We start from the raw sequence: 26,952 nt of genomic DNA on the forward strand, positions 1-26,952 counted from the left end.
GCACTAACGAAATTTTGAGCTATCCAGTACCTCCCCGGAGAAAAAAGCAACCGCCTATTCAAAGACGGTTGCGTTTTATTTAGAAATTCAGTCGTTCGAGCCGGACCTGGTTGTATTTATCTTTTTCGTTGCTTTCCTGAAAAAGAATATACCCATCTTTGGCTACATACGGCAGCATAAAATAATCTCCTTTGGAAGAAATCTGAATAGTTTCCTGCTTAAACTGATTATTTACCACAGAATTGATAAACAAATTCCATTGTTTCTTTCTCGTTTCGTTATCCTTTACATAGTCTCTGAAAAAGAAAACCACATCATTTCCATCATTAATGTACTGTGAAAACAAATAATCAGTGGTAGAAAATCTCGTTTTCTCTTTATCGAAAATTTTCACGCCCGGTTTGAAATTGTGATCGGTGAAAATATAGACCATATCGGTTGTTTTCTGGCTGGAATACTGTCCGGCTGGTTTATATTTCTCCAGCAATACCCCAACGGAACCGTTTTTTAAAATAAAGATATCGCGCGGATCCAGGAAATATCCCTTTTCCACTCCGCCATCATCGCTTAATTTAGGAATAAAACTTTTCAAACTTTCATAGGTAATGGTTTTCGCATCAACCTTGTAGGTGTTTTTATCTACCATTAATCTTGCAAATCCTGCATACCTGCTTTTGTCTGTAAGATTTCTTCCGACCAGAACAATTTTATCGTCAAAGCTTTTAGAATTATCAATGGTGCCATAACTATACGTCTGGAAGCGTGTGATATTGTCCAGGGTGGTATCATTCAGTCCCGTGATTTTAGATTGGTGAAGTACTTTTCCGGTTTTCATATCCAGAACCAAAAGCTGAAAAGTATTGACTTTATTATTGACATTTTGTAAAATTCCAAAGATTTTATTTTCATCTTTGTCGAGAAGCGAAAAGTACTCTTTCACCTTTTTATCGCCGTTGGTATTATAGGAAAACCTCCAGACTTCCTTTTTGTTTTCGTCAAATCTGATCAGGTTATTACCGTTGGAATAGTTTCCATAATCTTTATACTCTACTACCAGAAAGCCTCCTTCTTTAATCTCATAAACTCCGGAACGGTAATTATACCCTTTTGATTTTCTCTCGCTTCTGTCTTCTGCTCTTTCTGCTTTTGCGGTTTTGGAATAATCTGTTAATTTAAAAACGCCTTCATCATACTCGAAATAATCTTTATCGGTAATGGAGTTTTTTTGAATGTCGATTTCTTTTGTTCTTGGATAAGTTATTCTGGAAGAATGCATGACCGCGGCTAAACCAAAAGTACCCATCGTGGGGGTCAGAATAATTTTGTTTCTGAAATCCAGATAGGGCGTATAACCATCCACCTGGCGTTCTCCTGTAAATTCTTTGTTGGCTACCGGATTCAAATTTTTGTCCAGGAAAACGTACTCAAACCTCACCTTGTCATCAGCCGTTTTACCATAATCGTAAATACCCACATAACCATAAACGGATTGTTTCTGATCATAAACAGCAGTGAAATTTTTCAGTTTTCCATTGGCTAATTTGGCCAAATCCTGAGATTGCGTAAATCCGAGCGTACTTAATCCCGCCAGCAAAAATGTGTAGATTCTCTTCATGTTTTAAAATTATTGTTCTTGAAACAAATATAAAAAGACTTTACAGTTTTGCAACATTTATTTTTTGAGATAAAATATTTCATAAACCTTATCTTTGCGGAATGTTAAAAATCGGCAATATTTCCCTTCCCGAATTTCCATTATTGCTTGCTCCGATGGAGGACGTGAGCGATCCGCCCTTTCGCCGGCTGTGCAAAATGCACGGTGCAGATCTTATGTATTCCGAATTTATTTCTTCGGAAGGATTGATCCGGGACGCCATTAAATCCCGTAAAAAGCTGGATATTTTCGATTATGAAAGACCTGTTGGTATTCAGATTTTCGGTGGCGATGAGGAAGCAATGGCGTTGTCTGCAAAAATTGTGGAAACTGTTGAGCCCGATTTGGTGGACATCAATTTTGGCTGTCCCGTAAAAAAAGTAGTCTGCAAAGGTGCTGGCGCTGGTGTTTTAAAAGATATTGATTTAATGGTTCGCCTTACCAAAGCCGTGGTGCGTTCTACACATCTTCCCGTTACCGTCAAAACCAGGCTGGGCTGGGACAATGCCAGCATCAATATTGACGAAGTAGCCGAAAGACTTCAGGAAACCGGAATAAAAGCGCTGACTATTCATGCCAGAACAAGAGCCCAAATGTATAAAGGCCACGCCGACTGGGAACATATTTCGAGGATAAAACAAAATCCCAATATTGAGATTCCCATTTTCGGCAACGGCGACATTGATTCTCCGGAAAAAGCACTGGAATATAAAGGTAAATATGCCTGCGACGGCATGATGATTGGCCGTGCTGCGATTGGATATCCCTGGATTTTCAATGAAATAAAACATTTTTTTGAAACCGGAACCCTGCTCAGAAAACCCACTATTTCAGAAAGGCTGGAAGCGGTTCGCCAACATGCAGAATGGAGTGCAGAATGGAAAGGCGAAAAAACCGGGCTTCTGGAAATGCGACAGCATTACAGCAATTATTTTAGAGGAATCCCTCATTTCAAAGATTTCAAAAGACGTTTTCTGGAAGTCTTCACGCTCATCGAAATGGAAGGTTTGATTGCAGAAACCGCCGCTTTTTATCAGGAAAACGAATTCTCGGAAAGATAAAAACCACAGCTTCCGACTGTGGTTTCGTGTATTTTATAAGGAATAGACTCGGGGAATTAATAATTACCTTCCGCTTCTTTATTACTGATCAGTGCTTTCGCTGAGGAAGTTCCGATGCGCTGTACGCCCATGGAAATCATTTTTTCGGCATCTTCCGGAGTACGGACACCGCCGGCAGCTTTCACGGGAAGTTTCCCTGCATGATCCAGCATAATCCTGATGGCTTCAAAAGTGGCTCCGTTAGGTTTTCCGCCTTGGGTTTTATAAAAACCTGTGGAGGATTTCACAAAAACCATATTTTCTTTTCCTGGGAAATTTTCTGTGATCCAACTGGAAATGTTTTTGGTAATCTCAGCAATCTGCTCATCATTTAAAGCCGCGATTTCAATAATCCATTTGGCGATCTTACCGTGATTCAGGCAAAGTTGGGTCGCTTCGATGACTTCATTTTTCACCAGTTCCAGATTTCCTTTCTGAAATTCAGTATAATTCAGCACAAAATCCAGTTCATCTGCACCGTCCTGAATGGCTTTTCGTGCTTCAGAAAGTTTTTCTTCGGTGGAATACGTTCCTTCATGAAAGCCAATAACGGTTCCCACTTTTACCTCTGTTTTTTTATCAGCAAGATATTCCCGGACCTGTTTCACATAATCCGGACGAATCATGACAGCAAAAATTTTGTTTTCGATGGCTTCATCGGTCAGTTTCAAAACGGTGTGTAACGTTTCTTCTTCGGACAAACCAGATTGCTCAGGCGTTTTCAGATACGTAGAATCCAGATAACGGTTAATTTCCATGCTGTGATTTTTTAAAATTAAGGATAAGGAGCTATTTCCACTTCGAGGCCTTCGATGTCTTCGGTAATATGAATCTGACAACCCAATCTTGAATTGTCACGGGTATGAAAAGCTTCACCCAGCATCGCATCTTCTTCATCGCCCATTTCGGTCAGGTTTTCAGCACCGCTCACGACATACACCTGGCAAGACGCGCACATGGCCATTCCGCCACAAACCCCGATGGTTCCTTCTTCCGCCAGTTCATAAGCGCGGATGACTTCCATCAGATTCATCGACATGTCCGTAGGTGCGGCTATTTCATGCAATACGCCTTCCCTGTCTTTTATTTTAACTGTAATGTCTGACATAAAAATTAATCAATTTTCTTCACCACCGCTTTTTCAGCTTCTTTACGGCTTCCGTCGAAACCATCAACACCGCTCACTGTGGTATATTTCAGGACGTACTTTTTTCCCGGATTCATTCGGCTGTAGACGCTTTGACACATCAATGTGGCTTCATGAAATCCGCACAGAATCAGTTTCAGTTTGCCGGGATAGGTATTGATATCGCCAATGGCATAAACACCTTCAATATTCGTCTGATAATCCAGAGCATTATTGACTTTAATGGCATTTTTCTCAATTTCCAGTCCCCAGTTAGCTAATTCCCCAAGTTTCGGTGTCAGTCCAAAAAGCGGAATAAAGAAATCGGTTGCCAGAGATTGGGATTCACCGTTCACTTCTATTGTGATTTCTTCCAGATGATTCGTTCCTTTTAATTCACGTACTTCTGCCGGAGTCATCAGGTTGATTTTCCCCTGATCTTTGAGTGCCTGTACTTTTTCTACAGAATCCAAAGCACCGCGGAATTCATTTCTTCTGTGAATCAGGGTTACTTCGCTGGCCACGTTGGAAAGGAAAATGCTCCAGTCGAGTGCAGAATCGCCCCCTCCGGCAATCACCACTTTTTTATCCCTGAAATGCTCGGGATCTTTCACGAAATACTCTACTCCCTTTTCCTCAAACTGAGAGAGATTTTCCAGATGATCCGGTTTTCTCGGTTCAAAAGTTCCTAAACCACCCGCAATAGCTACAGCACGCGCGCGGTGTACGGTTCCTTTATTGGTGATCACTTCGAACCAGTCGTCATCAATTTTCCGGAGAGAAACGGCGGTTTCAGAAAGGGTAAATCCCGGTTGAAACTGTTTGATCTGATCCATGAGATTATCTACAAGTTCTCCTGCATTAATAGCGGGATAACCAGGAATATCAAAGATGGGTTTTTTGGGATAGAGTTCTGCAAGCTGCCCTCCCGGTTGTGGCAGTGCATCAATAATATGACATTTTATTTTCAGTAATCCTGCTTCAAAAACGGTAAAAAGACCGGTAGGCCCCGCTCCTATAATCAGTAAATCGGTAATAATCATCGAGTTGATTTAAAAAATTTTGTTGTAAAAAACAATGCAAAATTACTAAATAAATATCAAAAAGCCGGAATAGCGCGATTGCAATGCGCTGCTGGCAGAAATGATAAAAATCAGTAAAATCCGATGTATATTTATGGCAAACTATTTGTAAAACATATTCCATGAAAAAGAATTTGTATCTCATTATGCTGCTTTTGAGCAGTTTAATTTATGCCCAAAAACTCGGGAACATCAATTCCGGAGAAGTTTTAACCTATAGAATACACTACGGAATATTAAACGCCGGAACAGCAACGTTGACGGCTGTGAAAACCAATTATCAGAACCAACCCCATCTTCATGTGAAAGGAGCCGGACGAACCACAGGAATTGTGCGTACTTTTTTCAAAGTAGAGGATGTTTACGAAAGTTACATCAGTCAGGAGACGGGTTTACCCAGCTATTACATCCGGAATGTTCAGGAAGGAAGCTATAGCCAGCATTTGCATACCGCGTTCAATCATAACAACCAAACCTTGGTTTTGACAGACAAGAAAAACCCAGCGAACGGTTCAAAAACAATTAAGTCTGTAAAAGACGTTCAGGATATGCTTTCTGCTTTTTACTATCTGCGTAGCCTGGATTCGAGTGAACTGAAAGTAGGGACCGTCAAAAACCTGAATATCTGGATTGATGATGAAATGTTTCCTTTTCAGCTGAGAGTTGCCGGTGTGGAAAACGTAAGAACAAAGTTCGGAACTATCAATTGCCTGAAAATCATTCCTTTAGTAAAGAGCGGAAGAGTCTTTCGGGAAAAAGAAGGGGTGACCCTTTGGGTGAGCAACGACAGAAACCATATTCCCATCTCCATAAAAGCAGAATTGGCAGTAGGTTCACTGAAAGCAGATTTGAACCAATACCAGAATGTTAAATATCCTTTGGCATTCCGTAAATAGAAATGATTTTCATCAAAAAAAACAACACTTTTTCGGGTGTTGTTTTTATTTTATGAAGTTTTAAACTGCTCCAGCATTCTCACATCGTTGTCGAAAAACATTCTGATGTCATTCATTTGATACAAGAGCATCACGATTCGTTCAATTCCCATTCCGAAGGCATATCCCGAATATTTATCTGCATCAATATTGACATTTTGTAAAACAGCAGGATCTACCATTCCGCAGCCCATAATCTCGAGCCAGCCTGTTCCTTTGGTAATTCTGTAATCCGTTTCTGAGTTCAGGCCCCAATAAACGTCCACTTCCGCACTTGGCTCGGTGAAAGGAAAATAAGAAGGTCTCATCCTGATTTTCGATTTCCCGAAGAGTTCTGTGGTAAAGTACTGAATAGTCTGTTTCAAGTCGGCAAAACTTACGTTTTCATCAATATACAGGCCTTCAATCTGATGAAAAATACAGTGTGAACGGGCAGAAATTGCTTCATTCCGGAACACTCTTCCCGGCGACAGAATTCTAATCGGCGGTTCATTATTTTCCAGATAGCGGATTTGTACCGAAGAGGTGTGAGTTCTGAGAAGAACATCGGGATTTTTTTCAATAAAAAAAGTATCCTGCATATCCCGGGCAGGATGATATTCCGGCAAATTGAGCGCACTGAAGTTATGCCAATCGTCTTCTATTTCCGGACCGTCGGCGACCGCAAAACCAATAGATTTAAAAATTTCCGTAATTCTGTTTTTTACCAGACTGATCGGATGCCGCGAACCCAGCGTTAATGGAAATCCCGGTTTGGTGAGATCTCCTTTTTCTGTAACTTCAGCTACGGCCGAGGCATTTTTCAGCGTTTCGAGCTTCGCTGCCACAGCCTGTTTCAGCGTATTGATCTTCTGCCCGAAATCTTTTTTCTGGTCATTCGGCACCTGTTTGAACTGATCGAACAGCTCATTAAGAATTCCTTTTTTTCCGCTGAACCGAATCCGGAATTTTTCGATTTCCTCTTTCTCTGCTGCATTGAAACTGCTGACCTCAGCGAGCAGTGCATCCAACTTTTCAATCATGCTCTTTGGTTATATTTAGTCTGCAAAAATACAAAAATTTAGCGGTAATGATGAGGCGTAACTATTCAAAAAAGACGCATCCTAAGATGCGCCTCTTAATCATTTATAAACTCAAAAAAAATTATTGGGAAGCGGTTGCTTTGATCACCATCTGAACATTCACTTCATTTTTAATCAGTCCGTTCTGTACTGGAACCTGAAATTTCACACCATAATCTTCCCTCATGATATCTTTCGGTTCTGTAGCAATGGTTAGAATCCCATCATTAACGGTAACATTGGCGTTGAACGAAACAGGTTTAGTAACTCCTTTTAGTGTTAAGTTACCATCGATCATCGTGTTATAATCCCCACTCACACCCGTTGTCACTTTTGTAATTTCGTAGGTTGCAGTTGGATATTTTTCCACTTCAAAGAAATCTCCGGATTTTAAATGGCCTTCCAGTTTTGCTTTCTGCTCCGCATCATCTCTTAAATCCTCGTTTTCCAAAGAATTCATATCGGCAACGAATTTTCCGCTTTCCAGTTTCCCGTCTTTTACGGTCAGTTCTCCACTTTCAAATTTTATTTTTCCAAAATGGCTCGTGTTTTCGCTTTTAAACACTTTAAATCCCTTCCATTCGATGTGGCTTTCTCCAGTATTTACATTATAAACCGTTCCATCCTGTGTTGTTTCCACTTCAGAAACTTCATTGGTAATGGTTTTGTCTTTTCCGCAGGAAACGGCAGATAAAAGGGCGAGAGAAAGGCCCGCAATGATAAATTTATTTTTCATAATCTTTATTGTTAACAAGTGATTATTGTGGTCTGGCTAAACTAAGAAAATAATTTTATTTATAAAAGTGTTAGTTTTGTGTTATGCTTTTAGAAATCACGAATCTGCATTTTTCTTATCAGCCGGAGAAAAAGCTTTTCCAGCATCTAAATCTTCAGGTCGGAGAAGGCAAAACTGTTGCCCTCGCCGGCGAAAGCGGTTGCGGAAAATCCACCTTGCTGAACCTTATTTACGGCACTCTGGACTGGCAGGAAGGCGAAATTTTATTTTCAGGAAGAAAACTTCAGGGCCCGAAAGGAAATATTGTTCCCGCAGAACCCGACATGAAACTGGTGTCGCAACAATACGATCTGATGCCTTATGCCAACGTGTACGACAACGTGGGCAAGTTTATTTCCAATACCAACATGGTTCAGAAAAAAAATGAAATTACAGAACTGTTGCACGTGATAGGAATGGAAGAATATGCATTGGAAAAACCCCATTTTCTGAGCGGCGGCCAACAGCAACGTGTCGCTATTGCCAGAGCTCTGGCGCGGCTTCCTAAATTATTATTACTGGATGAGCCTTTCAGCAGCATTGATTTTTTCAGAACCTCAGAACTTCGGGAACGGCTTTTTGGATACGCGAAAAAAAACAATATTACCATTCTTATTTCCACCCATGAAATTCAGGAAGTCATGCCCTGGCTCGATGAAATCATTATCCTGAAAAACGGAGAAATCCTCCAGCACGATCCTGCAGAAGAAACGTACAGAAATCCAAAAAACGCTTATGTTGCGAGACTTTTCGGAGAAGTAAATGTTCTTTCAGAAGAGCAGAAAAACAGATTACAACTTTCTAAAAATCTATGGTATCCGCACGAAATCACGTTGTCGGAAACAGGAATTGCAGCCGAAGTTCTGGAAAGCCGTTTCGCAGGAAACCATTACCGGAATAAAATTCTGATTCAGGATCTTCCATTATTACAGTATTCTCAGCAGCCTGTTCAGGGTCAGATAAAATTAACATTCTCAAAGAAAAGCTAATCTTTTTGCATCGTTGAAAGTCGGAATTATATTTAATTCAAACTTGCTTCATACGCTTCCCAGCCAGCGATTTTATAGGAAAGGGCAGCCTGTTCAGGGTTTTCTGCTTTGTAAATTCCGCGGCCTACGATGATAAAATCGGTGTGAAGATTTCTGAAAACATGATCAGGTGTATTGTATTGCTGCCCTTTTCCGTCGCCTGATGTTTCCATATTTACACCGGGCGTGAAAAGCAGCAACTCTTCCGGCAACTCATTCTGAGCGACTCCGCCGATGATATTGGGATGCGATTGCGCAATTTTCGTGGCTTCATCACGGTAGTTTTTATCTGTCAGCGTTCCTTCCGAAGACATTCCTAAAATCGCAATGACACCGCAATTATGAAAATAATCCAGAGAAGAATAACCGCCGATGACATGAGACGTGATCAAATCTGCCCAATTGGATATTTTGTACATTCCGTAAGAATACTGCAGATCCTGAGTGTTCCCGATATCCGCAAATTTACGGTCTTCCATCAACATGAAATTGTGTTTTGCAGCGATATCAATCAGCGGAAGGATGGTTTGGTCGTAATCAAAATCCGTGATCACATCCATATGGGTTTTGAGTGCCACAATATGAGGGCCGGTTTTTTCTGCAAATTCATGCAATTCTTTTGTGGTGAGAACATCTGCCGAAGCAATAAGGTTGGACTTTTTCTCAAGAGCTATTTCCAGCAGTTTTTTCGCTTTGGAATGCTCCAGGTTTTCCAGTTTATATTCGTAAGTAAGATGTTTTGGGTCTTCAAATTTCACCATATTTCCGGAGAGAAAATCATTGATGCGGCCAATTTCCTCATCATCCAGTTTACCTTCTTCTTTTAAAATAGCGCAAACTTCCGTGATGTTGAACAGCGTATGAACCCGGAAACCTTTGCTTTCCAGCAGTTCTTTTCCGCCCTGTTGCCTGTCGAGAACCACGATGATATCGGAAACGGCAATGCCTTCATTTTCAATTTCAGGAATAGTTTCCAAAAGCGACGTTCCGGAAGTGATGACGTCTTCCACCAAAAGACAATTCTGGCCTTTTCTGTACAGGCCTTCGATCATTTTTTTGGTTCCGTGTTGTTTGGCTTCTTTCCTCTTAATAATTAAGGGCAAATAGCTTTCCAGCGACATTGCGGTAGCCATGGGAAGTGCAGCGTAAGGAACTCCACAGATCAAATCAAAATTATCCAGAGGCAGCATTTCCAGCATATAGTTGGCCAGTTTTTTCAGAATTCTGGGATCAGAAGCCAAAGGTCTTAAATCCACATAAAACGGGCTTTCAATCCCTGATTTTAAAGTAAACTTTCCGAATTTGATAATACCCAACTCGTAACACTCCAGAAAAAATTCTTTTTTTGTCTCCATTCCTTACTATAGATTTTTACAAAGTTACGGAAAACCTTATCTTTGGAGAAACCAATTCTCTTAAAATGAAATTAAATTTTTCTTTATTTCTGATTCTCTTTTCTTTTTTCACGTTTGCACAAATCAACGAAAAACAACTTGATGAATTAGTGCAAAACACCCTGAAAACTTTTGATGTTCCCGGAATATCGGTCGGGATTATAAAAGACGGAAAAGTGGTGTATTCGAAAGGCCACGGACTGGCTTCGCTCACTACAAAACAAGGGATGAATGACAATACGCTTGTTGGTATAGCTTCTAATTCAAAGGCTTTTACAGCAGTAGCACTCGCCATTTTAGCAGATGAAGGAAAATTAAACTGGGACGATAAAGTGACGAAGCATATCCCTGAATTTAAAATGTATGATGCTTATGCAAGCCAGGAAGTGACGGTAAAAGATCTGATTACCCATAGAGCAGGCCTCGGTTTGGGACAGGGAGATCTAATGTTTTTTCCCGAAGGCGGAACGCAAACCATCGCGGATATTGTCCACAACGTCCGTTATCTGAAACCCAAAAATAGTTTCCGGAATAAAATGGATTACAACAACATCATGTTCATTGTAGCCGGAGAAGTGATTACCCGGATTTCCGGGTTGAGCTGGGCAGAATTTATCGAACAGCGCATTATGAAACCGGTGGGAATGCAGCAGAGTTTCGGAAGCTATAACCGCGCCAAACACATCAGCAATAAAATTGACGCCCACGCACCGGTGAACGGAAAAGCCATTCAGGTTCCGCACGATTGGAACGAGACTGCCAACGCAGCTGGCGGAATTATGAGTAACGTAACCGATATGCTGACATGGGCAGACTTTTTAATGAACGGATTCACTACCAAAGACGGAAAAAAGCTGGTTTCGGACAAGCAGATTCAACAACTCTGGCAAATCCAGATGCCTTCTACTGTAGCATTGAAAAACCCTTACGATACACAACATTACGGTTACGGACTCGGGTGGTTTATCAGTGATGTAAAAGGACACAAACAGGTGCAGCACAGTGGCGGATTAATTGGAACGGTAACGCTGTTCACCCTGATTCCCGACCTGAAACTGGGCATTGTTGTGCTGACCAATCAGCAAAGCGGCGCAGCATTCAACACGATTACCAATGCCGTGAAAGACGCCTATCTTGGCCTCGAAGACCGCAACTGGCTGAAAACGTATGACGAAAGAATGACCAAGTATTTCTCCGAGAAAGAGAAAGAAAAAAAGGAAATTTACGCCAAGGCAGGAGCTTTCGGAAAAAACAAAAATCTTCATCCCAAATCGGAACAGTTCACCGGCACGTACACAGACGCCTGGTTTGGAGATGTTGAAATTTTTGAAGAAGAAAAAAAATACCGGATTTTCTGCAAGACTTCACCGCGACTGAAGGGAGAACTCATCCCTTATTCCCACAATACTTTTATAGCGAAGTGGGACGACAGAAGCTATGATGCAGACGCATTCCTTATTTTTAATTATGATGAAAACGGAAAAGCACTCAGCGTTCAAATGAAACCGATTTCTGATATTACCGATTTCAGTTTCGACTTCGAAGACCTCGATTTGAAAAGGAAAAAATAAATTTATCTACAGTACTTTCAGTTCCAGCCGGATTCCGTTGCCGAAGATTTTCTTTGATATCTTCTCAAAGTTTTTGGTAAGGTCTGAAACATAAAAATGATATTCCGGGGCGGGGTTTTTGCTGTGAAGCAGATGATGCTGTTCCAATACATTTTTCAGGTGACTGGCCACAATACGCGGGGAATCAATCACCCGGACGCGGTTTCCGTAGAACTGTTTGATTTCGTCCATCAAGAGCGGATAATGGGTACAACCTAACACCAGTGTTTCTATGTTCTTGAGCTTGGAATGGCTTAAATAATTATAAATGATCGAATGCGTCACCGGATGGTTTTTGAACCCTTCTTCAATCACCGGAACAAGAAGTGGCGTCGCCAACTCATCCACTTGAATAAACTTGTTATGTTTTCGGATGCTTTTCCGGTAAATCCCTGTATTCACAGTTGCCTTTGTTGCAATGACACCCACATTGGTATGAATTTCATACGCTACTTTTTCAGCAACGGGACTGATGACATCGATAATGGGAACTTTATTTTCTGTGATTTCCTGAACTTCCTTCAAAGCATTGGCGGTGGCGGTATTACAGGCAATAACGATCGCTTTGCAATTTTTCTCTATCAGAAAGCGTGTGATTCTGGACACATATCCTACGATGGCTTCCTTAGATTTATCACCGTACGGAAGATGTTTGGTATCTCCGAAATAGATCAGATTTTCATCGGGAAGCATCCTGTTAATCTCTTTGGCTACCGTTAAACCTCCGACTCCGGAATCAAAAATCCCAATAGGCTGATCCGGATGAAGATGTGAAAAATCCTGTTTATTCTTTCTCAAAGCTGACGAATTTGAGACAAAAATAATGTTTTTTTAAGTGAAAATAAGACTGAATTTACAGGATGAATAAATCTGAGGCAATTCCATCTGCCAGAAACCAATTTTCTTCCGGGATCATAAGATGATTTTCTGTCGTTTTCAATACTCCAGATTGCAAACCTTTTGTTAATTCTTTTTCAAAATGATCGAGGATTTCCGAAGAAAAAGATTCCTCAAGTCGCGCTATGTTTACCCCCGAAGCGGTTCGAAGGCCGGTCATTATGATTTCATTGTAGCGGTCTTTTTCAGAAAGAATTTCCGTTTCGGAAGGAAATTTATTTTCAGCCAGACTTTTAATATAAAGCGTATTATTGGCTACATTCCAGCTTCTTTTATCTCTGCCGTTATAGGAATGCGCAGAAGGCCCGATGCCGAGGTACGGTTCATTGTTCCAATAAGCCGTATTATGTCTCGAATAAAATCCGGGTTTTGCAAAATTTGAAATCTCATAATGAATGAATCCGTTATCCTTCAGAAAGTCAGACATATAATGAAATTCTTTTTGCTGTTCCTCATCCTTCGGCGACGGAACTTTTTTTGTTTTTATCCACGAATTCAATGCGGTTTTGGGTTCAACGGTAAGAGCGTAAGAGGAAATGTGGGGAACTTCCAGCGCGACTGCTTTTCGGAGATTGTTTTTCCAAACTTCAAAATCTGACACAGGAGAGCCATAAATCAGATCCAGACTGATGTTATGAAATCCGTGATCCTGAGCACGTTTTATGGAATCTTCAGCTTCCGCTCCGGAATGAATCCTGTTCATCAGTTTCAAATCTTCATCGTGGAAACTTTGAGTGCCGATAGAAAGACGGTTAACAACGGTTTTTGAAAGTCCACTTAAAAAATCTTTATTCAAATCATCAGGATTGGCTTCTAAGGTAATTTCTATATCGGGATCGAAGTGAAAATACTTTAATACCTCATCTGTCAGCATCATGATTTCTTCCGGAGTGAGAATAGAAGGAGTTCCGCCTCCGAAATAAAGAGACTTCAGGTTGGCCAAATTTAGTTCATTTTTCCGAAGCCCAATTTCTTTTTTTAAGGCTTTTAGTATTTCATCTTTGAGAGAAAGTGAGGTGGAGAAATGAAAATTACAGTAACTGCATTTCTGCCTGCAAAATGGGATATGAACGTATATCATCAATAAAGCCCCGATATTTCGGGGCTCAAGTTTTTATTAAACGGTTATTTTAATATCTGTACCCTCGTACATTAATAAAGTTATCAAAGTTGTATCCAAGGCCGATCATGAAGCTGCTTCCTCCAAATTCTGCAATATCAGACAAACCGATATTGTAAGTCGCACCGATCATGAATTTGTTCAGATTTACTTTCACTACCGGAGAAATCGCAAGACTTTGGGTATCAAATCTGTTTTGAACATATCTGAAACTGGCTCCTGCAGAAAATGAATTGAAATCCGTTTTCACCGTTCCCATTAAATTCCCGTCCAGCATGATGGAAGAGTTGGTATTCAGGTTCATTAAAACCGATGGCGTTACATATAATCCTTCGGTCAGGTACCAGTCGTATCCCAGATTCAGAAAAATCTTAATGGGTGATGGCTCACGGAAGTTCACCAGGTCTCTGTCATTGCTCAGGGCAATATCCGTAATGGAAGCACCTGCGAAGATATTTCTATAAGTCGCTGCAAGACCAAAGTTCGCATACATCATGAAGATACTGTTATCTCCCTGAAGCAGCGGATCGTTCTGTTGATCCACATTGAGTTTTGTATAATCGAAATTAAAATTGGCTGCTGTAACGCTGGTACCAAAAGAGAACTGGTCTTTTCTTTCACCTTCATCACTGATGGGAATGAAATAAGAAGCACCCAGGGTAATTCCTCCGGCCGAGATAGGGCCATTCTGATCTCTATACACCGAAAAACCTGCACCTACCCTATCGAAAATATTCGCATGCATCCCTACACTTTGTACGTTGGGAGATTCGCTCAGGGAAGCAAATTGTTTCTGGTAATTAGCGTTGACATGTACATAATCTGTTTTACCATACTGCGCGGGATTAAAAAGAAAATCACCGTCGAAAAGGTATTGATGGTAATAAGGTAATGTTTCCTGTGCATGGTATGCAGTAGAAAATAAAGCCAAGCATACAACAGCATATAGTTTTCTCATAACAAATCTTAATTTCAGATGAACAAATATAAAAAATTTATTGATATATTTTTAATTTTCTAAATAATTTCTCCATTTTTTAACAGTGTTAGCCATGTCTGCTGGCATCGGGCTTTCAAAGTACATTTCCTTTTTGGTAGCGGGATGCATGAAGCCCAGCGTATGGGCGTGAAGTGCCTGTCGGGGCATAGCCTCAAATATATTTTGAATAAACTGTTTATATTTTGGAAGATTCTGCCCACGCGTCGGGATATGCCCATCGTATCTCTCATCATTGAGCAAAGTATGCCCGATATGCTTGAAGTGTGCTCTAATCTGATGAGTACGGCCTGTTTCCAGCTTGCATTCTACCCAAGTCATGTAGCGAAAACGCTCTTTTACCTTAAAATGGGTGACTGCATGTTTCCCCGAGCTACCGTCTTCAAATACGGCCATCTGCATTCGGTTTTTGGGATGTCTTCCGATATTTCCGGTGATGGTTCCTTCTTCCTCCTCAATATTTCCCCAGACAAAAGCCCAGTAAAGCCGCTGAGTCTTACGGTCAAAAAATTGTTTTGCCAAATGGCTCAGTGCATATTCGTTCTTAGCCACCACCAATAATCCGGAGGTATCTTTGTCGATACGGTGTACCAAACCCACCCGATCGAGGTCGGAATTCAGCCCATTTTTTTCAAAATGAAAAGCCAGGGCGTTCACCAATGTTTTGTCCCAGTTTCCATGTCCCGGATGCACCACCATTCCTGCTTCTTTATCCACCACTATAAGGTCATCATCCTCATAAACAATCTGAAGCGGAATATCCTGTGGCACAACTACATTCTGGCGCGGCGGATGGCTCAGCAGTACGGATATTATATCGCCGGGTTTTACTCGGTAGTTCTGCTTCACCGGTGTTCCGTTCACGACTACATTGCCTGCCCGGCAGGTTTGCGAAATTTTATTTCTTGATGAATTTTGGCGGAAAATATGGAGGTATTTATCAATCCGGAGCGGCTCCTGATTTCGGTCTACGGTCACCGTTAGGTGTTCAAACAACCCTGCATTTTCTCCGTCTCCGGACTCAATATCCGGTGCATCTTCTTCCAGGAAATCCTCGTTCTCTGACCTCATCTTACAGTACTATCCCATTTTTCCAATTACTCTACCACTACTTTCCTGACTTTCGGTTTCTCCGGTATGGTTGCGGCAGGTTTTGTTGTGGAAACTTCTTGTTTCTTATTGGCTGTAGTTCCTGCCGGTGCGCTGCCTGTAGTTCCACTGCCTCCGGTTTTAGGCTGTGAAGGCGCGGTTGCAGGTGCTATCGGTTTCGGAGTTTCAGGGTTGGGTTTCGGCTCAAAAACAGGTTCGTCAAACGCAGGAATTTCTTCATAACGAACCGGCGGAAGCGTAGTATCAATTTTTATTCTATAAATTGAATTCAGGTAAGCAATGCGGCTGCCCATTTCGGAAGGTGCTTTTTTGCTGGCCCAAAGGTCAATCTGCATTCCCTGATCCCGCAGGGATCCTGCAACAGGGTCCTGATAATAGACAATATCAGAAGGATCACCCTTCCCGTCTTCATGCTCTACCAAACCGGTTTCAAAAAGATTATTGCTGATAATGGCTTTCGCTTCTGCTACAGAGAGGCCCACAAGATTCGGTACTCCGATGTTTCTTTTAGGTCCGGCTCCAATCACCAGATCGATGGTGGAGAATCTTTCCAGCTGCGTTCCCGGTTTCAGTACCGTACCGTTGAACAGCATTCGGATGACGGCATCGCGCTGAATACTGGGTTCAAAAATCGTATCTCCTACTTTAAGGCCTACCTGATCGAGTCTCAAAAATGCAAGACCTTTGTATTTGTCCAGAATATCCGGCACCGTCACTTTAGCCCAGGTTCTTGGGTTTACTTTCAGCATAATGGTGCGACCTCCTTTCACACGGGCACCCGGTTTAGGAAAAATATCCAATACCTGAAAAGGCTTGTATTTCGGATCAAATTTGAAGCTGTCCACTTCATATTCCAGCCCAACATCATCCAGCACTTTGATGGCTTCATGTACCGATTTGTTCATCACATTCGGAACCGGAATTTCTTTGCCATGATTGGTATGAAGTTCTAACCAACGGAAAGTAAGCCAGACCACGCCGATAAATATGACTGCTGCCAAGATAATATTCAATAGTACTTTCCAGTGGAAGAGTGATTTCAGCATGGTTTTAATAACTTTAAACGTAGGCAAATATAAATAATAATTTTAAAAATAGGAGGCCGTCATTTCGACTATCCTGACAGATGAACATCCTCATTTCAATACACTGATGCACAAACATTCAGCAAAATCATTAAATTTGTCGCTACTGATTTGTAATACTTATGAAAAAAACCAATGTAGCCGTCGTAATGGGAGGCTATTCCGGAGAATATGAAGTCTCTTTAAAAAGTGGCCAGCTTATTTTTGATTCACTCGACCGGTCAAAATATAATGTGTATAAAATCGTGATTTTACAGGAAGGTTGGTTTTTTCTGGACGATCACGGACAAAAAGTTCCCATCAATAAAGAAGACTTTTCGGTTCCCCTCAGCAGTGGTTACACGGTTCGTTTCGATGTTTGTTTTAATATTATCCACGGAAAGCCGGGTGAAAATGGAGAACTGCAAGCATATTGGGATTTAGTCGGCCAGAAATATACAGGCTGCGGATTTTACCAAAGCGCCCTCACTTTTAATAAAAAAGACACTTTAGCAGTATTGTCCAAATATGGAATTCTTTCTGCGAAAAGCATCTATCTGCGAAAAGATATGCCCGTAGATATTAAAGAAATTGTGCGAGAAATTGGTTTGCCCTGCTTTGTAAAGCCAAATCAAAGTGGATCATCTCTGGGAATTTCCAAAGTGAAAACTGCCGGCGAGTTCGAAAAAGCTTTTGCCTTAGCTTTTGCAGAGGATGAAGAAATTCTGATCGAAAGTTTTCTGGATGGAATGGAAGTTTCGGTGGGAGTATTAGATCTTAATGGAAAAACTACCGTTCTGGGTATTACAGAAATTGTTCCGACAAAAGAATTTTTCGATTATGAAGCCAAATACGAGGGTGCTTCAGAAGAAATTACCCCGGCGAGAATTGATGAAGAAACAAAAAAACGGGTGGAAGACACAGCAAAGCACGCTTACGAATCCCTGGGAATGAGCGGGTTTTCCCGAAGTGAATTTATCATCATGAACGGAATTCCCTATATGCTGGAAATGAATACCAATCCCGGATTTTCGCCGGCTTCTATCCTGCCGCAACAGGCCCGGCATTTCGGAATTTCCATAGAAGACCTTTGCGGGCAGGAAGTAGAAAAAGCTTTACAACAACATAAATAAGCAGATAGATGAGAATTGCTGTATTTCCGGGATCTTTTGACCCCATTACTTTAGGACATTATGACATTGTGGAACGGGCAGCGCCTCTGTTTGATAAAATTATTATCGCCATAGGCCAGAATTCGCAGAAAAAATATATGTTCTCGCTGGAGCAACGAAAAGAATTTATCCAGAAAACGTTCAAAGATTTCCCGAACGTGGAAGTGGACAGTTTTGAAGGCCTCACCATTGATTACTGCCAAAGCAAGAAGGTGAATTTTATCCTTCGCGGACTTCGGAATCCTGCCGATTTCGAGTTTGAAAAAGCCATTGCACAAACCAACCGAACGCTGACTCACGACAATAAAATTGAAACAATATTCCTGCTAACTTCCGCCGGGAAATCCTTTATCAGCAGCAGTATCGTAAGAGAAATCATCAGTTTCAAAGGCCATTATGAACTTCTGGTTCCGGATTCTGTTCGGGTATAACAGATTATTTTAAAAATAAAACCCTTGGAATTAGAACAAAATTTCAGCATTCTCATCGAGACGCTCGGCACCATTGCTTTTGCCATGTCGGGAACTTTTGCTGCCATGCAAAAACGGTTTGATCCTTTCGGGGTTCTTATTATATCATTTGTTACGGCAGTTGGCGGAGGTACCATCCGGGATTTACTGCTGAATGTTCCGGTGTTCTGGATGCATGATATTTTCATCTGTGCGGTGATATTCATTGCCACCGTTCTTGGGATTATTATCAAATATTTCGAGAAAAACTTCCAGGTCACCCTGTTTCTCTTTGACAGTATTGGTTTGGGACTCTTCACCATTATTGGTATTCAAAAAGGTCTGAATGCAGACCTGCATCCCGTCATCTGTATTACACTCGGCACTATTACCGGCTGTTTTGGTGGAATATTGCGGGATATATTACTGAACAGAATACCGCTGATTTTCAGAAAAGAAATTTATGCTACTGCCTGCATTCTGGGTGGAACCGTTTATCTTTTGATGATTCAATACAGTGGCATTTCCAGCATTGTAAAACAGATGATTACCATCCTGCTCATCGTTACCATCAGAACGCTTGCCGTGAAATTTCACTGGCAAATGCCTAAGTTTTATAACGATATTCACGACGGCAGAACCTAATACACATTGAAAACCCCGGAAACCTGTTACAATTTCCGGGGCCCTCAATTAATAAACTATTAAAAAATAAACTAGGAACTCGTCTGCTGCGTTCATCTCATGCAGACACTTCTATAACGCAAATATTGTGCAAAAATTACTTCCGATATGGTTAAATTATGTTAAATCGGAATATTTCAATTTACTGACAGTCAACAAATTGTTTACAGTGATTACTGAACCGCTGTTTTCCTGAAAAATCTGTATCTTTCGGCTTCAATAATTTTCACATGGATTTAGCATTTAATACCCGCGAGGACAAGAATAAACTCAGGCTTTCAGACATCAACAGCCTTTATAATGAAATAAAAAAAGGCGGTGGCGAAAAAGGATTACAGAAACTTCGTGATCAGGGGAAAATGACGGCCCGCGAGCGTATTGAATATCTGCTGGACAAAAACCGCGATTCGATAGAAATCGGAGCTTTTGCCGGATATGGAATGTATGAAGAACACGGCGGGTGCCCAAGCGGTGGCGTAGTAGTGGTGATGGGGTATGTTTCAGGAAAACAGTGTATCGTAGTCGCCAATGATGCTTCTGTAAAAGCAGGTGCATGGTTTCCGATCACGGGAAAGAAAAATCTGCGTGCCCAGGAAATAGCCATGGAAAACAGGCTTCCTATTATTTATTTGGTAGATTCAGCAGGCGTATATCTTCCCATGCAGGATGAAATATTTCCGGACAAGGAGCATTTTGGCAGAATTTTCAGAAATAACGCCCGCATGAGTTCGATGGGAATTATTCAGATTTCTGCGGTGATGGGAAGTTGTGTAGCAGGCGGTGCCTATCTCCCGATTATGAGTGATGAAGCCATGATTGTGGACGGAACAGGATCTATATTCCTGGCAGGAAGTTATCTCGTAAAAGCAGCCATCGGTGAAAATATTGACAATGAAACTTTGGGCGGTGCCACCACCCATTGCGAGATTTCAGGAGTTACGGATTACAAAGCGAAGGATGATAAGGACGCACTCGACCGTATCAAGAATATCATGAAAATGACGGGCAGTTTTGAGGAAGCAGGCTTCAACCGGACTGAAAGTTTCCCTCCTCGGGAAAACCCAGCCGATATTTTCGGACACATGCCTGTTTCCAGAGCGGAACAGTATGACACTTTTGATATCATCAAATGCCTTACAGACCATTCGGAATATGAAGAATATAAGCCGGATTACGGCAAAACCATCATCTGCGCTACAGCGAGAATTGACGGTTGGGCGGTAGGAATTATTGCCAACCAGAGAAAAATGGTAAAAAACGGCAAAGGCGAAATGCAGTTCGGAGGAGTGATCTATTCGGATTCTGCGGATAAAGCCACCCGTTTTATCGCCAATTGCAATCAGCGGAAAATTCCCTTGGTGTTCCTTCAGGACGTTACCGGATTCATGGTAGGTTCCAAATCGGAGCACGGCGGAATCATCAAAGACGGTGCAAAAATGGTAAATGCCGTAGCCAACTCTGTCGTTCCAAAATTCACGGTTATCACTGGAAATTCTTATGGAGCAGGAAATTACGCAATGTGCGGAAAAGCCTATGACCCACGATTAATCGTCGCCTGGCCCTGGGCTGACCTTGCTGTGATGGGCGGTGCTCAGGCGGCCAAAGTATTGGCACAAATCCAGGAATCCACTCTGAAAAAACAGGGCAAAGAAATTACCGAAGAGGAACATCAGGAAATTCTGGATACCATTTCAAAAAGATACCAAAACCAAACCGATGCTACCTACGCTGCAGCCCGGCTGTGGACAGATGCTATCATCAATCCCGAAGACACCAGAAAGTGGATTTCCATGGGAATTGAAGCCGCCAACCACGCTCCTATCCGCGAACCTTTCAATATGGGGGTAATTCAGGTGTAACGGAGCTGCTGCCAAATTTCAAATTCTCTGGACAAAACAGGTGGGTGATTGATATTGGTCCAATGACCATAGAGCTCTGCTGCACAGTTTGCCCTGGTGATCTGTTGACCAAAGGATATTTTTCTGGTCAATTCCAATATAGTTTGATGATAATGGGCTGCGATTACAAGGCTTGTTTTATTAAGCTGAGCAAATCCACGATTACCTTTTTTACCTTCAGAAAAAATCAAAATCACCCTCGCAATCGTACTTTAAACACACGGTTTACGGACTTCGGTTTCTGTTGAAATCGGAAGGATTGAGCTACGGTTTTCTAAGTCTTCCGGAAATTAAAAAAGAGAAAAAACTGCCCGTAGTGCTCAGTAAACAGGAGGTTTGGCAAATGTTGTCCGGCTGTAAACTTTTAAAACATAAAATCTTAATCGGGTTACTTTACGGCTGTGGATTGCGCTGTTTGGAAGTCAGAAATCTTCGTCTCTGTGATTTGTTCAGTTACAAAGATTACCGCCACGATAAAACCAAGAAAAACCACCAATATTAGTCACAAAAAAAGAGACCTTTCTGAAAGTCTCCTGTAAATCTTTAAAATCCTTCGTCGATAAACCCATAATGCTGAAAAAGCTCCCGAAGCGAGTCTGCCCTGAGCTAGCCGAAGGGTTCAACAGGGTTTTCATTGTTCGTGCTTCGTACGCAACGAAAACTTAGCTATTAGGCGATGTTTTTATTTTTCAATTTCTTTCTGTACAATATTTGTCCAATCTTTTTCAAAATTAGGATTTAATTCTATATCAGGCTGGATTCCTATAGTTTCAAAGTCTGAACCATCGTAAAAAATCATTTTCTTTTGTGTCATACTTATCCAAGCAGGAAAGTTAGGAATTCCTAATTTCCGCCATTCACCATAAGATACATATCCTCCAGTATTTTCTCCAAATGTTTTTACCTTGGCACTTTGTTTTGCCGTCAATATAAAACCTTCTGTTGAACTTGCATCTTTTCTATTCTGAAGGATATAAACTTTTTTCGGATAAGAATAAATCAAATCTATTTTTGAAGTAGTTTTTACAAAAGGTTCAAATCCTCCGATATGTTTTCTTAATTCCTCAATTTCTCTATCTGCATTTAAACTATCTTGTTTCGTATTTATACCATACATATATCTTTCATTATAATAGTCCTGAAAATTATCATTACTAACCCATATCGAAGATGCTGCAATTGGGTTCTGATAAGACTTTTTATCCATTATAAAAGGAAGTAAAGGATAATAACTTAAATCACTTCCACCTCCGTTGTTTCTAACGTCAATAATCAAATTTTCTTTAGAAACTAGTTTTTGTCTATTCATTTTGATGATAGAATCTATCAAAGATTTGTTTTCGTAATCAAAAGTGTTTATTCTGATATAGTTTGTTGCTCTGCTTAATTCTTTAAAATAAGTAGAGTCAGAAGGTGTAAAGTCATCTACTTTTTTAATGTCCTTATCATTTCGATAAAAGGTTAGACTTCTACCTAATTTTAATGTATCACCATTAAGTTCAACTTTATAGGAAGACGGTTTTTGCCCGAAACTCCAAAAAATCGCAAACAACTCTCCTTTATAATTTTTATAAAATTCAATTTTTAAATCTCCTTTATATCCTAAAAATTGATTATTGTTATTAAAATTTTCGGTTAAAACTCCAATATACTCTCTTCCTTTATGTTTGTTTTTTTGTATCTGAACAGAGAATAAACCATTTTTATAATGCCAATTTCCTAGTATTTTTTTTGAATTATTTTTTTTCAGTTTATGATTTTCAACATTTTCTTGTAGGAATTTTTTTACAGATGTTGTATCATTAAAAGATTTAAAAGGGTAATATTCGTTTGTAACATATAGTTCTTGATGAGAATCTCTTAAAAATGATAGATAATATTGTACAATTCCTAAACATTCTTTTTCTGTCGTTATTTCTGTAGCTATTTTTAGTGTCTGAGTTTTATGTTTATTATACTCGTTTTGTCTCTTATATTCAATTACTTGATGAGCATAAGAAGCTGAATTTTTTTCAATTTGATTTGTTATATAATCAAGTACTTTTAGACAATCACATTTTTTTTGTGCAATTAAATAAGTAGAAAAAAAAGTAATTGCTATAGTTAAAATTATTCTCATAGTTTTTTGTAAAATATCGCCTAACGTTTTGGGTATTGCCGAAGGCGGGGAAATCGAAGCTGAAAGTTTCGATTTTGCACCGAGGCGAGCCAAAACGAATTTTTGTGAGTTAAATTTAAAAAATAAAAAACGAATAAAATTCGTTTTTGGCGGAATTGAAAAACGAAAGTTGAGTTTTGCACTTTCGCCCCGCTTTTGGCAATACCGTGTTGAACTAAACCTTCGGTAGCTTTCCCAATTGCATAAATCAGTTACTTTGTAAAGTTAATTAAAAAATCAATAGAATGGCAACAAAAAAAAGAGTTCAGACGAGCTCAGAGAAAACAAAATCATCAATCAGGCAAAGCGCGAAGTGCCTGGTTTTACAGAACTTTTAGGCCGGTTTGAACGTACGGTTTCGGTGCCTGGAAGAAGCCAAAGTACGTTCAGTAATTACTCCAGACACCTGGCTGCGGTGTCGCTGCATTTCGGGAAAATCCCGACAGAATTGGATCCTGAGCAAATCCATGATTATCTTTTTTATCTTCAGAAAAAAATCAAAATCACCCTCGCAATTAAACACACGGTTTACGGGCTTCGGTTTCTGTTGAAATCGGAAGGATTGAGCTACGATTTTCTAAGTCTTCCGGAAATTAAAAAAGAGAAAAAACTTCCTGTAGTGCTCAGTAAACAAGAGGTTTGGCAGATGTTGTCCGGCTGTAAACTTTTAAAACATAAAATCTTAATCGGGTTGCTTTACGGCTGTGGATTGCGCTATTTGGAAGTCAGAAATCTTCGTCTCTGTGATTTGTTCAGTTACAAAGATTACCGTTACGATAAAACCAAGAAAAACCACCAATATTAGTCACAAAAAAAGAGACTCTTCTAGAAGTCTCCTGTAAATCTTTAAAATCCTTCGTCGATAAACCCATAATGCTGAAAAAGCTCCCGAAGCGAGTCTGCCCTGAGCTAGCCGAAGGGTTCAACAGGGTTTTCATTGTTCGTGCTTCGCACGCAACGAAAACTTAGCTATTGGCTGCTGGTGTTATTTCCATGCTTCAATTGTCTTTATTTCTCAACAATTTCGTTTTAAAAACATGCAATTATTTTATTTTTAATTTTATTTGCAACTCTTTTTGATGTCCCAAAGTCAATGAAACCACCATCATTTCCAAAGTCTATTTGTTGGGCATTCAAATAGAAATTGTTCGTGTCGTAAAACATATATATGTCAAAAGTATTCCAAAAACGTCCTACATATCTGAAGTGTCGGTATTGCTCGTCTCTTTCAAGTTCGTTAAGTTTAAAATCGCTAATTATTTGATTTATTATTTGATTTTTTTTATCAATTGAAAACTCAGATTTAATGAAGGTTATCTCGTAAGTTTTGGGAATTCTCCAAAATCCATAAAGTCCTAACAATATTAAAAGTCCGCAAAAAACGTAGATACCCCAAATCGGCATTATATTTTTTGTTGTCACTTTCTTAAGGTCATACCATTCGGTGAAATTAAGCAAATACAGAAAATATAATCCAACTCCGATTACTGCAATAGAGATGAAATAATTCCAATACTTGTCAAACGAGTTTGTCTTCTTAAATTTATTTGTAAAATCTTCGTATGTCATATTTGTCTACTCATACTTTTCCATTTTATGTAAATCGCTTTTAACTTGGGATCGTGTCCTACACTTCTGACTAACGTTAAATTATCTCATTGCAAATCAATCAGTTATTATTTTTAGATCTTCATTAGTCAATTCAAATTTAGTGATTTGTTTTTTGATTCTTTTGATAATACCCAATTTTCTTTTTTCGTCTAAAAAAAGGTATTGAGTGGGAGGATGGTAATTTTGCCCTTTTACCAGCATATTCCAGATGATGACCGCGATTTTTCTTGCCAGCGCTGTGATTGCTGCTGCTCTTCCTTTTTTGTAATTGATTCTTTTGAAGAAATCTACTAACCAGCCTTCTTTTAGATTGCCAATCGCATTTGCGGTGTTTCTAAGTGCGATTTTCAGCCTTGAACTTCCTTTCGGGATGTGATGGGATAGTATTTTTCCCCCGCTGATTTTATTATTGGGAGCCAGTCTGAGCCATGCTGTAAATTGCTTGGCAGTTGGGAATTTCCTAATTCCTTCCAATCCGATTTCAGAAATAAGTGTCATAATCAAGCCTTCATTTACGCCTTCAATCGCCATTAAATCAATTCCTTCAAAATACTGATAGGCGATTAAATTCAAATCTGTTTCTGCAAGTCCATTCTTGTTTTTTCGCTTGTGCTTTTTTTTTCAATGATGTGTTGCTTTTTATGGTCATTTTTCTCAATAACTTCTTTGAGTAATTGGTCAATTTGAATATCTGTGTGTTTTATTTGTTCTTGAAGATGCTTATAAGAACTCCACTCTTGTTGCAAAGCGAAAAGGTAATCTTTGCGACCATTAAACTGCAATGCTTTTGCAATCTCTTCTTGAGATTTTTTACAGTTGTAGTGACGCAGTTTTGCCAATTCTTCTCCTTTGTATTCTCCATTCAAGAAAGCTTCAATAATGGAAGAACCAGTAAGTCCAACAATGTCCCTTACCACCACTTCCAGTCGCATATTCATCAATCGCAAATACTTCTGCATTCTTTTGATGCAGGAAGCGCTTTGGTTGAGTAGATTTTGTCTGTGGCGAGAATAGGTTCGTACCGTATCGGTGTCTGAATCGGGCAGGAAACTGGCACTTAAAAGTCCCAGCGAATGAAGCTTCTGTATCCACTGGCAATCTTTGATGTCGGTTTTTTTTCCTTTGATATTTTTGGTTTGTCTGCCATTGACCAAAATGACATCAAAACCTTGTCCTACAAGTGTGGAGAATAAATTTTGCCAGTATGTTCCTGTGCTTTCCATGGCAATGGATTGTACATTTTTGGAACGTAGCCAATCACACATCTCGATTTGGTCCTGACTGTAAACACCAAACTGTTTGACATCTTCTGCATTTTGTCCTACCGCCACCCAATGGCTGCGACTTCCAATATCAATTCCCGCAGCATTGGGATTGACCACTTCTAATGAAATTTGCTTTTTTGTTTCCATTACTGAATTTTTAAAAATAAATATTAAACAAAAACTCCAGGGGTCATGTCTTCGAGACTTGAAATTATTCTGATCGGGATATTTGCCAAAAGCAAATTCACCATTAAACTCTAACACAGCCAAAGATATCACTATCCTAGGCTTTTACACGACCTAACCTTGATTGCACGAGGGGTTCTAGGACACCATTGTTTATACCGGCCTTAACAAGGAGCAGTGTGAAATTAGTGAAATTTGTTGAAGGAAAGAGGACTTATTGGGTCGTTAGCTGGAAAACTCAACCTTTTTTCTATGGTAGGGGGATTGCAGCTAACGGCAGACTGTGAAAAAACTCACAATCCTTTGTTAACAAATATAGTAAAATAGTTGTCAGAAAGATACGAAATTCGTATTTTTAAATATGCAGTATATACAAGGAACTCCCCGGAATCAACTATTGGTAAGCAGCTTGGAAGAAAAGATTACAACTGATAATCCTGTTCGGTTTATTGAGACTCTTCTAGAAGTCTCCTGTAAATCTTTAAAATCCTTCGTCGATAAACCCATAATGCCAAAAAAGCCCCCGAAGGTTCCGTTCAACAGGCTTTCATTGTTGGCTTTTCAAGCCCAACGAAG

Annotated in this window: 25 protein-coding genes; 9 read left to right on the forward strand and 16 right to left on the reverse strand. The window is 40.1% G+C overall.

Annotation, left to right across the window (positions count from 1 at the left end; all coding sequences use genetic code 11):
- Positions 1-79 precede the first annotated feature (79 nt).
- Entirely contained in the window at positions 80-1,615 is a 1,536-nt protein-coding gene (locus tag DQ356_RS00420) for a hypothetical protein (protein WP_114302501.1), read from the reverse strand.
- Positions 1,616-1,716: 101 nt separating this feature from the next.
- Between DQ356_RS00420 and dusB the strand changes: the two genes are divergently transcribed.
- Complete coding sequence (gene dusB, locus DQ356_RS00425) at positions 1,717-2,715, forward strand: tRNA dihydrouridine synthase DusB (RefSeq protein WP_114302502.1); 999 nt, start codon at positions 1,717-1,719, stop codon at positions 2,713-2,715.
- Positions 2,716-2,771: 56 nt separating this feature from the next.
- Here dusB and deoC read toward each other — a convergent pair whose 3' ends face one another.
- From deoC to DQ356_RS00440, 3 genes are read right to left on the reverse strand one after another with little or no spacing between them, the layout of a single operon-like run.
- The gene (gene deoC, locus DQ356_RS00430; protein WP_114302503.1) at positions 2,772-3,512 is read right to left on the reverse strand and encodes a deoxyribose-phosphate aldolase; all 741 of its coding nucleotides are present in this window, start codon (positions 3,510-3,512) and stop codon (positions 2,772-2,774) included.
- 17 nt (positions 3,513-3,529) lie between these two features.
- Positions 3,530-3,862: a 2Fe-2S iron-sulfur cluster-binding protein gene (locus DQ356_RS00435; protein ID WP_114302504.1), complete on the reverse strand. Its 333-nt coding sequence runs from the start codon at positions 3,860-3,862 to the stop codon at positions 3,530-3,532.
- 5 nt (positions 3,863-3,867) lie between these two features.
- Complete coding sequence (locus tag DQ356_RS00440) at positions 3,868-4,923, reverse strand: NAD(P)/FAD-dependent oxidoreductase (RefSeq protein WP_114302505.1); 1,056 nt, start codon at positions 4,921-4,923, stop codon at positions 3,868-3,870.
- Between the two features lie 161 nt (positions 4,924-5,084).
- Between DQ356_RS00440 and DQ356_RS00445 the strand changes: the two genes are divergently transcribed.
- Complete coding sequence (locus tag DQ356_RS00445; RefSeq protein WP_114302506.1) at positions 5,085-5,858, forward strand: DUF3108 domain-containing protein; 774 nt, start codon at positions 5,085-5,087, stop codon at positions 5,856-5,858.
- Positions 5,859-5,908: 50 nt separating this feature from the next.
- Here DQ356_RS00445 and pheS read toward each other — a convergent pair whose 3' ends face one another.
- Entirely contained in the window at positions 5,909-6,919 is a 1,011-nt protein-coding gene (gene pheS, locus DQ356_RS00450; protein ID WP_114302507.1) for a phenylalanine--tRNA ligase subunit alpha, read from the reverse strand.
- Between the two features lie 121 nt (positions 6,920-7,040).
- Positions 7,041-7,694: a YceI family protein gene (locus DQ356_RS00455; RefSeq protein ID WP_114302508.1), complete on the reverse strand. Its 654-nt coding sequence runs from the start codon at positions 7,692-7,694 to the stop codon at positions 7,041-7,043.
- An 83-nt stretch (positions 7,695-7,777) separates the two neighbouring features.
- Here DQ356_RS00455 and DQ356_RS00460 point away from each other — a divergent pair, with 83 nt between their 5' ends.
- On the forward strand, positions 7,778-8,722 hold the full coding sequence (locus tag DQ356_RS00460) for an ABC transporter ATP-binding protein (RefSeq protein ID WP_114302509.1): 945 nt from the start codon (positions 7,778-7,780) through the stop codon (positions 8,720-8,722).
- Positions 8,723-8,754: 32 nt separating this feature from the next.
- Here the strand turns inward: DQ356_RS00460 and pyrF are convergent, their stop codons facing one another.
- The gene (pyrF, locus tag DQ356_RS00465) at positions 8,755-10,116 is read right to left on the reverse strand and encodes an orotidine-5'-phosphate decarboxylase (RefSeq protein ID WP_114302510.1); all 1,362 of its coding nucleotides are present in this window, start codon (positions 10,114-10,116) and stop codon (positions 8,755-8,757) included.
- A 65-nt stretch (positions 10,117-10,181) separates the two neighbouring features.
- Between pyrF and DQ356_RS00470 the strand changes: the two genes are divergently transcribed.
- A complete protein-coding gene (locus DQ356_RS00470; RefSeq protein WP_114302798.1) occupies positions 10,182-11,726 on the forward strand; it encodes a serine hydrolase in 1,545 nt (514 codons plus the stop codon).
- A 6-nt stretch (positions 11,727-11,732) separates the two neighbouring features.
- Here the strand turns inward: DQ356_RS00470 and murI are convergent, their stop codons facing one another.
- Genes murI through DQ356_RS00495 form a run of 5 tightly spaced genes read right to left on the reverse strand, consistent with a single transcriptional unit; the run spans position 11,733 to position 16,935 of the window.
- On the reverse strand, positions 11,733-12,563 hold the full coding sequence (murI, locus tag DQ356_RS00475) for a glutamate racemase (protein WP_114302511.1): 831 nt from the start codon (positions 12,561-12,563) through the stop codon (positions 11,733-11,735).
- A gap of 55 nt (positions 12,564-12,618) precedes the next feature.
- Positions 12,619-13,743 carry a radical SAM family heme chaperone HemW gene (gene hemW / locus DQ356_RS00480; RefSeq protein ID WP_114302512.1) on the reverse strand — a complete coding sequence of 375 codons (1,125 nt, stop codon included), beginning with the start codon at positions 13,741-13,743 and terminating at the stop codon, positions 12,619-12,621.
- Positions 13,744-13,792: 49 nt separating this feature from the next.
- Positions 13,793-14,740, reverse strand: a complete 948-nt coding sequence (locus tag DQ356_RS00485; RefSeq protein WP_114302513.1) for a PorP/SprF family type IX secretion system membrane protein — start codon at positions 14,738-14,740, stop codon at positions 13,793-13,795.
- 51 nt (positions 14,741-14,791) lie between these two features.
- Entirely contained in the window at positions 14,792-15,850 is a 1,059-nt protein-coding gene (locus DQ356_RS00490; protein ID WP_114302514.1) for an RluA family pseudouridine synthase, read from the reverse strand.
- A 26-nt stretch (positions 15,851-15,876) separates the two neighbouring features.
- Entirely contained in the window at positions 15,877-16,935 is a 1,059-nt protein-coding gene (locus tag DQ356_RS00495; RefSeq protein WP_114302515.1) for a PASTA domain-containing protein, read from the reverse strand.
- A gap of 161 nt (positions 16,936-17,096) precedes the next feature.
- Here DQ356_RS00495 and DQ356_RS00500 point away from each other — a divergent pair, with 161 nt between their 5' ends.
- From DQ356_RS00500 to DQ356_RS00515, 4 genes are all read left to right on the forward strand, one after another.
- Positions 17,097-18,086 (forward strand): D-alanine--D-alanine ligase, encoded by a 990-nt coding sequence (locus DQ356_RS00500; protein ID WP_114302516.1) that lies wholly within the window; start codon positions 17,097-17,099, stop codon positions 18,084-18,086.
- Positions 18,087-18,094: 8 nt separating this feature from the next.
- Complete coding sequence (gene coaD, locus DQ356_RS00505) at positions 18,095-18,556, forward strand: pantetheine-phosphate adenylyltransferase (protein WP_114302517.1); 462 nt, start codon at positions 18,095-18,097, stop codon at positions 18,554-18,556.
- 24 nt (positions 18,557-18,580) lie between these two features.
- On the forward strand, positions 18,581-19,219 hold the full coding sequence (locus DQ356_RS00510; protein WP_114302518.1) for a trimeric intracellular cation channel family protein: 639 nt from the start codon (positions 18,581-18,583) through the stop codon (positions 19,217-19,219).
- A gap of 269 nt (positions 19,220-19,488) precedes the next feature.
- Positions 19,489-21,117, forward strand: a complete 1,629-nt coding sequence (locus DQ356_RS00515; RefSeq protein WP_114302519.1) for an acyl-CoA carboxylase subunit beta — start codon at positions 19,489-19,491, stop codon at positions 21,115-21,117.
- 721 nt (positions 21,118-21,838) lie between these two features.
- Here the strand turns inward: DQ356_RS00515 and DQ356_RS00530 are convergent.
- Complete coding sequence (locus tag DQ356_RS00530) at positions 21,839-23,275, reverse strand: S41 family peptidase (protein WP_114302521.1); 1,437 nt, start codon at positions 23,273-23,275, stop codon at positions 21,839-21,841.
- Positions 23,276-23,627: 352 nt separating this feature from the next.
- Here DQ356_RS00530 and DQ356_RS00540 point away from each other — a divergent pair, with 352 nt between their 5' ends.
- Complete coding sequence (locus DQ356_RS00540; protein WP_126723211.1) at positions 23,628-24,119, forward strand: site-specific integrase; 492 nt, start codon at positions 23,628-23,630, stop codon at positions 24,117-24,119.
- A 224-nt stretch (positions 24,120-24,343) separates the two neighbouring features.
- On the opposite strand, the gene DQ356_RS00545 is transcribed toward DQ356_RS00540, so the two are convergent.
- From DQ356_RS00545 to DQ356_RS11285, 3 genes are all read right to left on the reverse strand, one after another.
- Positions 24,344-24,883: a hypothetical protein gene (locus DQ356_RS00545; RefSeq protein ID WP_114302524.1), complete on the reverse strand. Its 540-nt coding sequence runs from the start codon at positions 24,881-24,883 to the stop codon at positions 24,344-24,346.
- A gap of 96 nt (positions 24,884-24,979) precedes the next feature.
- Positions 24,980-25,498, reverse strand: a complete 519-nt coding sequence (locus DQ356_RS11280; protein ID WP_228420576.1) for a transposase — start codon at positions 25,496-25,498, stop codon at positions 24,980-24,982.
- Positions 25,495-26,337: an IS110 family transposase gene (locus DQ356_RS11285; protein ID WP_228420578.1), complete on the reverse strand. Its 843-nt coding sequence runs from the start codon at positions 26,335-26,337 to the stop codon at positions 25,495-25,497. Before DQ356_RS11285 ends, DQ356_RS11280 begins: the two co-directional genes overlap by 4 nt.
- Between the last annotated feature and the right edge of the window lie 615 nt (positions 26,338-26,952).

The sequence above is a fragment of the Chryseobacterium lacus genome, assembly GCF_003336205.1.
GTDB lineage: Bacteria > Bacteroidota > Bacteroidia > Flavobacteriales > Weeksellaceae > Chryseobacterium_A > Chryseobacterium_A lacus.

What these genes read in the sequence shown, in the direction of transcription:
- coaD (WP_114302517.1), top strand. Translation starts at nt 18,095, where the DNA reads ATGAGAATTGCTGTATTTCCGGGATCTTTTGACCCCATTACTTTAGGA.
- DQ356_RS00485 (WP_114302513.1), bottom strand. Translation starts at nt 14,740, where the DNA reads ATGAGAAAACTATATGCTGTTGTATGCTTGGCTTTATTTTCTACTGCA.
- DQ356_RS00460 (WP_114302509.1), top strand. Translation starts at nt 7,778, where the DNA reads ATGCTTTTAGAAATCACGAATCTGCATTTTTCTTATCAGCCGGAGAAA.
- dusB (WP_114302502.1), top strand. Translation starts at nt 1,717, where the DNA reads ATGTTAAAAATCGGCAATATTTCCCTTCCCGAATTTCCATTATTGCTT.
- DQ356_RS00545 (WP_114302524.1), bottom strand. Translation starts at nt 24,883, where the DNA reads ATGACATACGAAGATTTTACAAATAAATTTAAGAAGACAAACTCGTTT.
- DQ356_RS00500 (WP_114302516.1), top strand. Translation starts at nt 17,097, where the DNA reads ATGAAAAAAACCAATGTAGCCGTCGTAATGGGAGGCTATTCCGGAGAA.
- DQ356_RS00420 (WP_114302501.1), bottom strand. Translation starts at nt 1,615, where the DNA reads ATGAAGAGAATCTACACATTTTTGCTGGCGGGATTAAGTACGCTCGGA.
- DQ356_RS00515 (WP_114302519.1), top strand. Translation starts at nt 19,489, where the DNA reads ATGGATTTAGCATTTAATACCCGCGAGGACAAGAATAAACTCAGGCTT.
- DQ356_RS00440 (WP_114302505.1), bottom strand. Translation starts at nt 4,923, where the DNA reads ATGATTATTACCGATTTACTGATTATAGGAGCGGGGCCTACCGGTCTT.
- DQ356_RS00470 (WP_114302798.1), top strand. Translation starts at nt 10,182, where the DNA reads ATGAAATTAAATTTTTCTTTATTTCTGATTCTCTTTTCTTTTTTCACG.
- pheS (WP_114302507.1), bottom strand. Translation starts at nt 6,919, where the DNA reads ATGATTGAAAAGTTGGATGCACTGCTCGCTGAGGTCAGCAGTTTCAAT.
- DQ356_RS00495 (WP_114302515.1), bottom strand. Translation starts at nt 16,935, where the DNA reads ATGCTGAAATCACTCTTCCACTGGAAAGTACTATTGAATATTATCTTG.
- DQ356_RS00445 (WP_114302506.1), top strand. Translation starts at nt 5,085, where the DNA reads ATGAAAAAGAATTTGTATCTCATTATGCTGCTTTTGAGCAGTTTAATT.
- DQ356_RS11285 (WP_228420578.1), bottom strand. Translation starts at nt 26,337, where the DNA reads ATGGAAACAAAAAAGCAAATTTCATTAGAAGTGGTCAATCCCAATGCT.
- DQ356_RS00455 (WP_114302508.1), bottom strand. Translation starts at nt 7,694, where the DNA reads ATGAAAAATAAATTTATCATTGCGGGCCTTTCTCTCGCCCTTTTATCT.
- DQ356_RS00435 (WP_114302504.1), bottom strand. Translation starts at nt 3,862, where the DNA reads ATGTCAGACATTACAGTTAAAATAAAAGACAGGGAAGGCGTATTGCAT.
- pyrF (WP_114302510.1), bottom strand. Translation starts at nt 10,116, where the DNA reads ATGGAGACAAAAAAAGAATTTTTTCTGGAGTGTTACGAGTTGGGTATT.
- DQ356_RS00490 (WP_114302514.1), bottom strand. Translation starts at nt 15,850, where the DNA reads ATGAGGTCAGAGAACGAGGATTTCCTGGAAGAAGATGCACCGGATATT.
- hemW (WP_114302512.1), bottom strand. Translation starts at nt 13,743, where the DNA reads ATGATATACGTTCATATCCCATTTTGCAGGCAGAAATGCAGTTACTGT.
- deoC (WP_114302503.1), bottom strand. Translation starts at nt 3,512, where the DNA reads ATGGAAATTAACCGTTATCTGGATTCTACGTATCTGAAAACGCCTGAG.
- DQ356_RS00530 (WP_114302521.1), bottom strand. Translation starts at nt 23,275, where the DNA reads ATGAGAATAATTTTAACTATAGCAATTACTTTTTTTTCTACTTATTTA.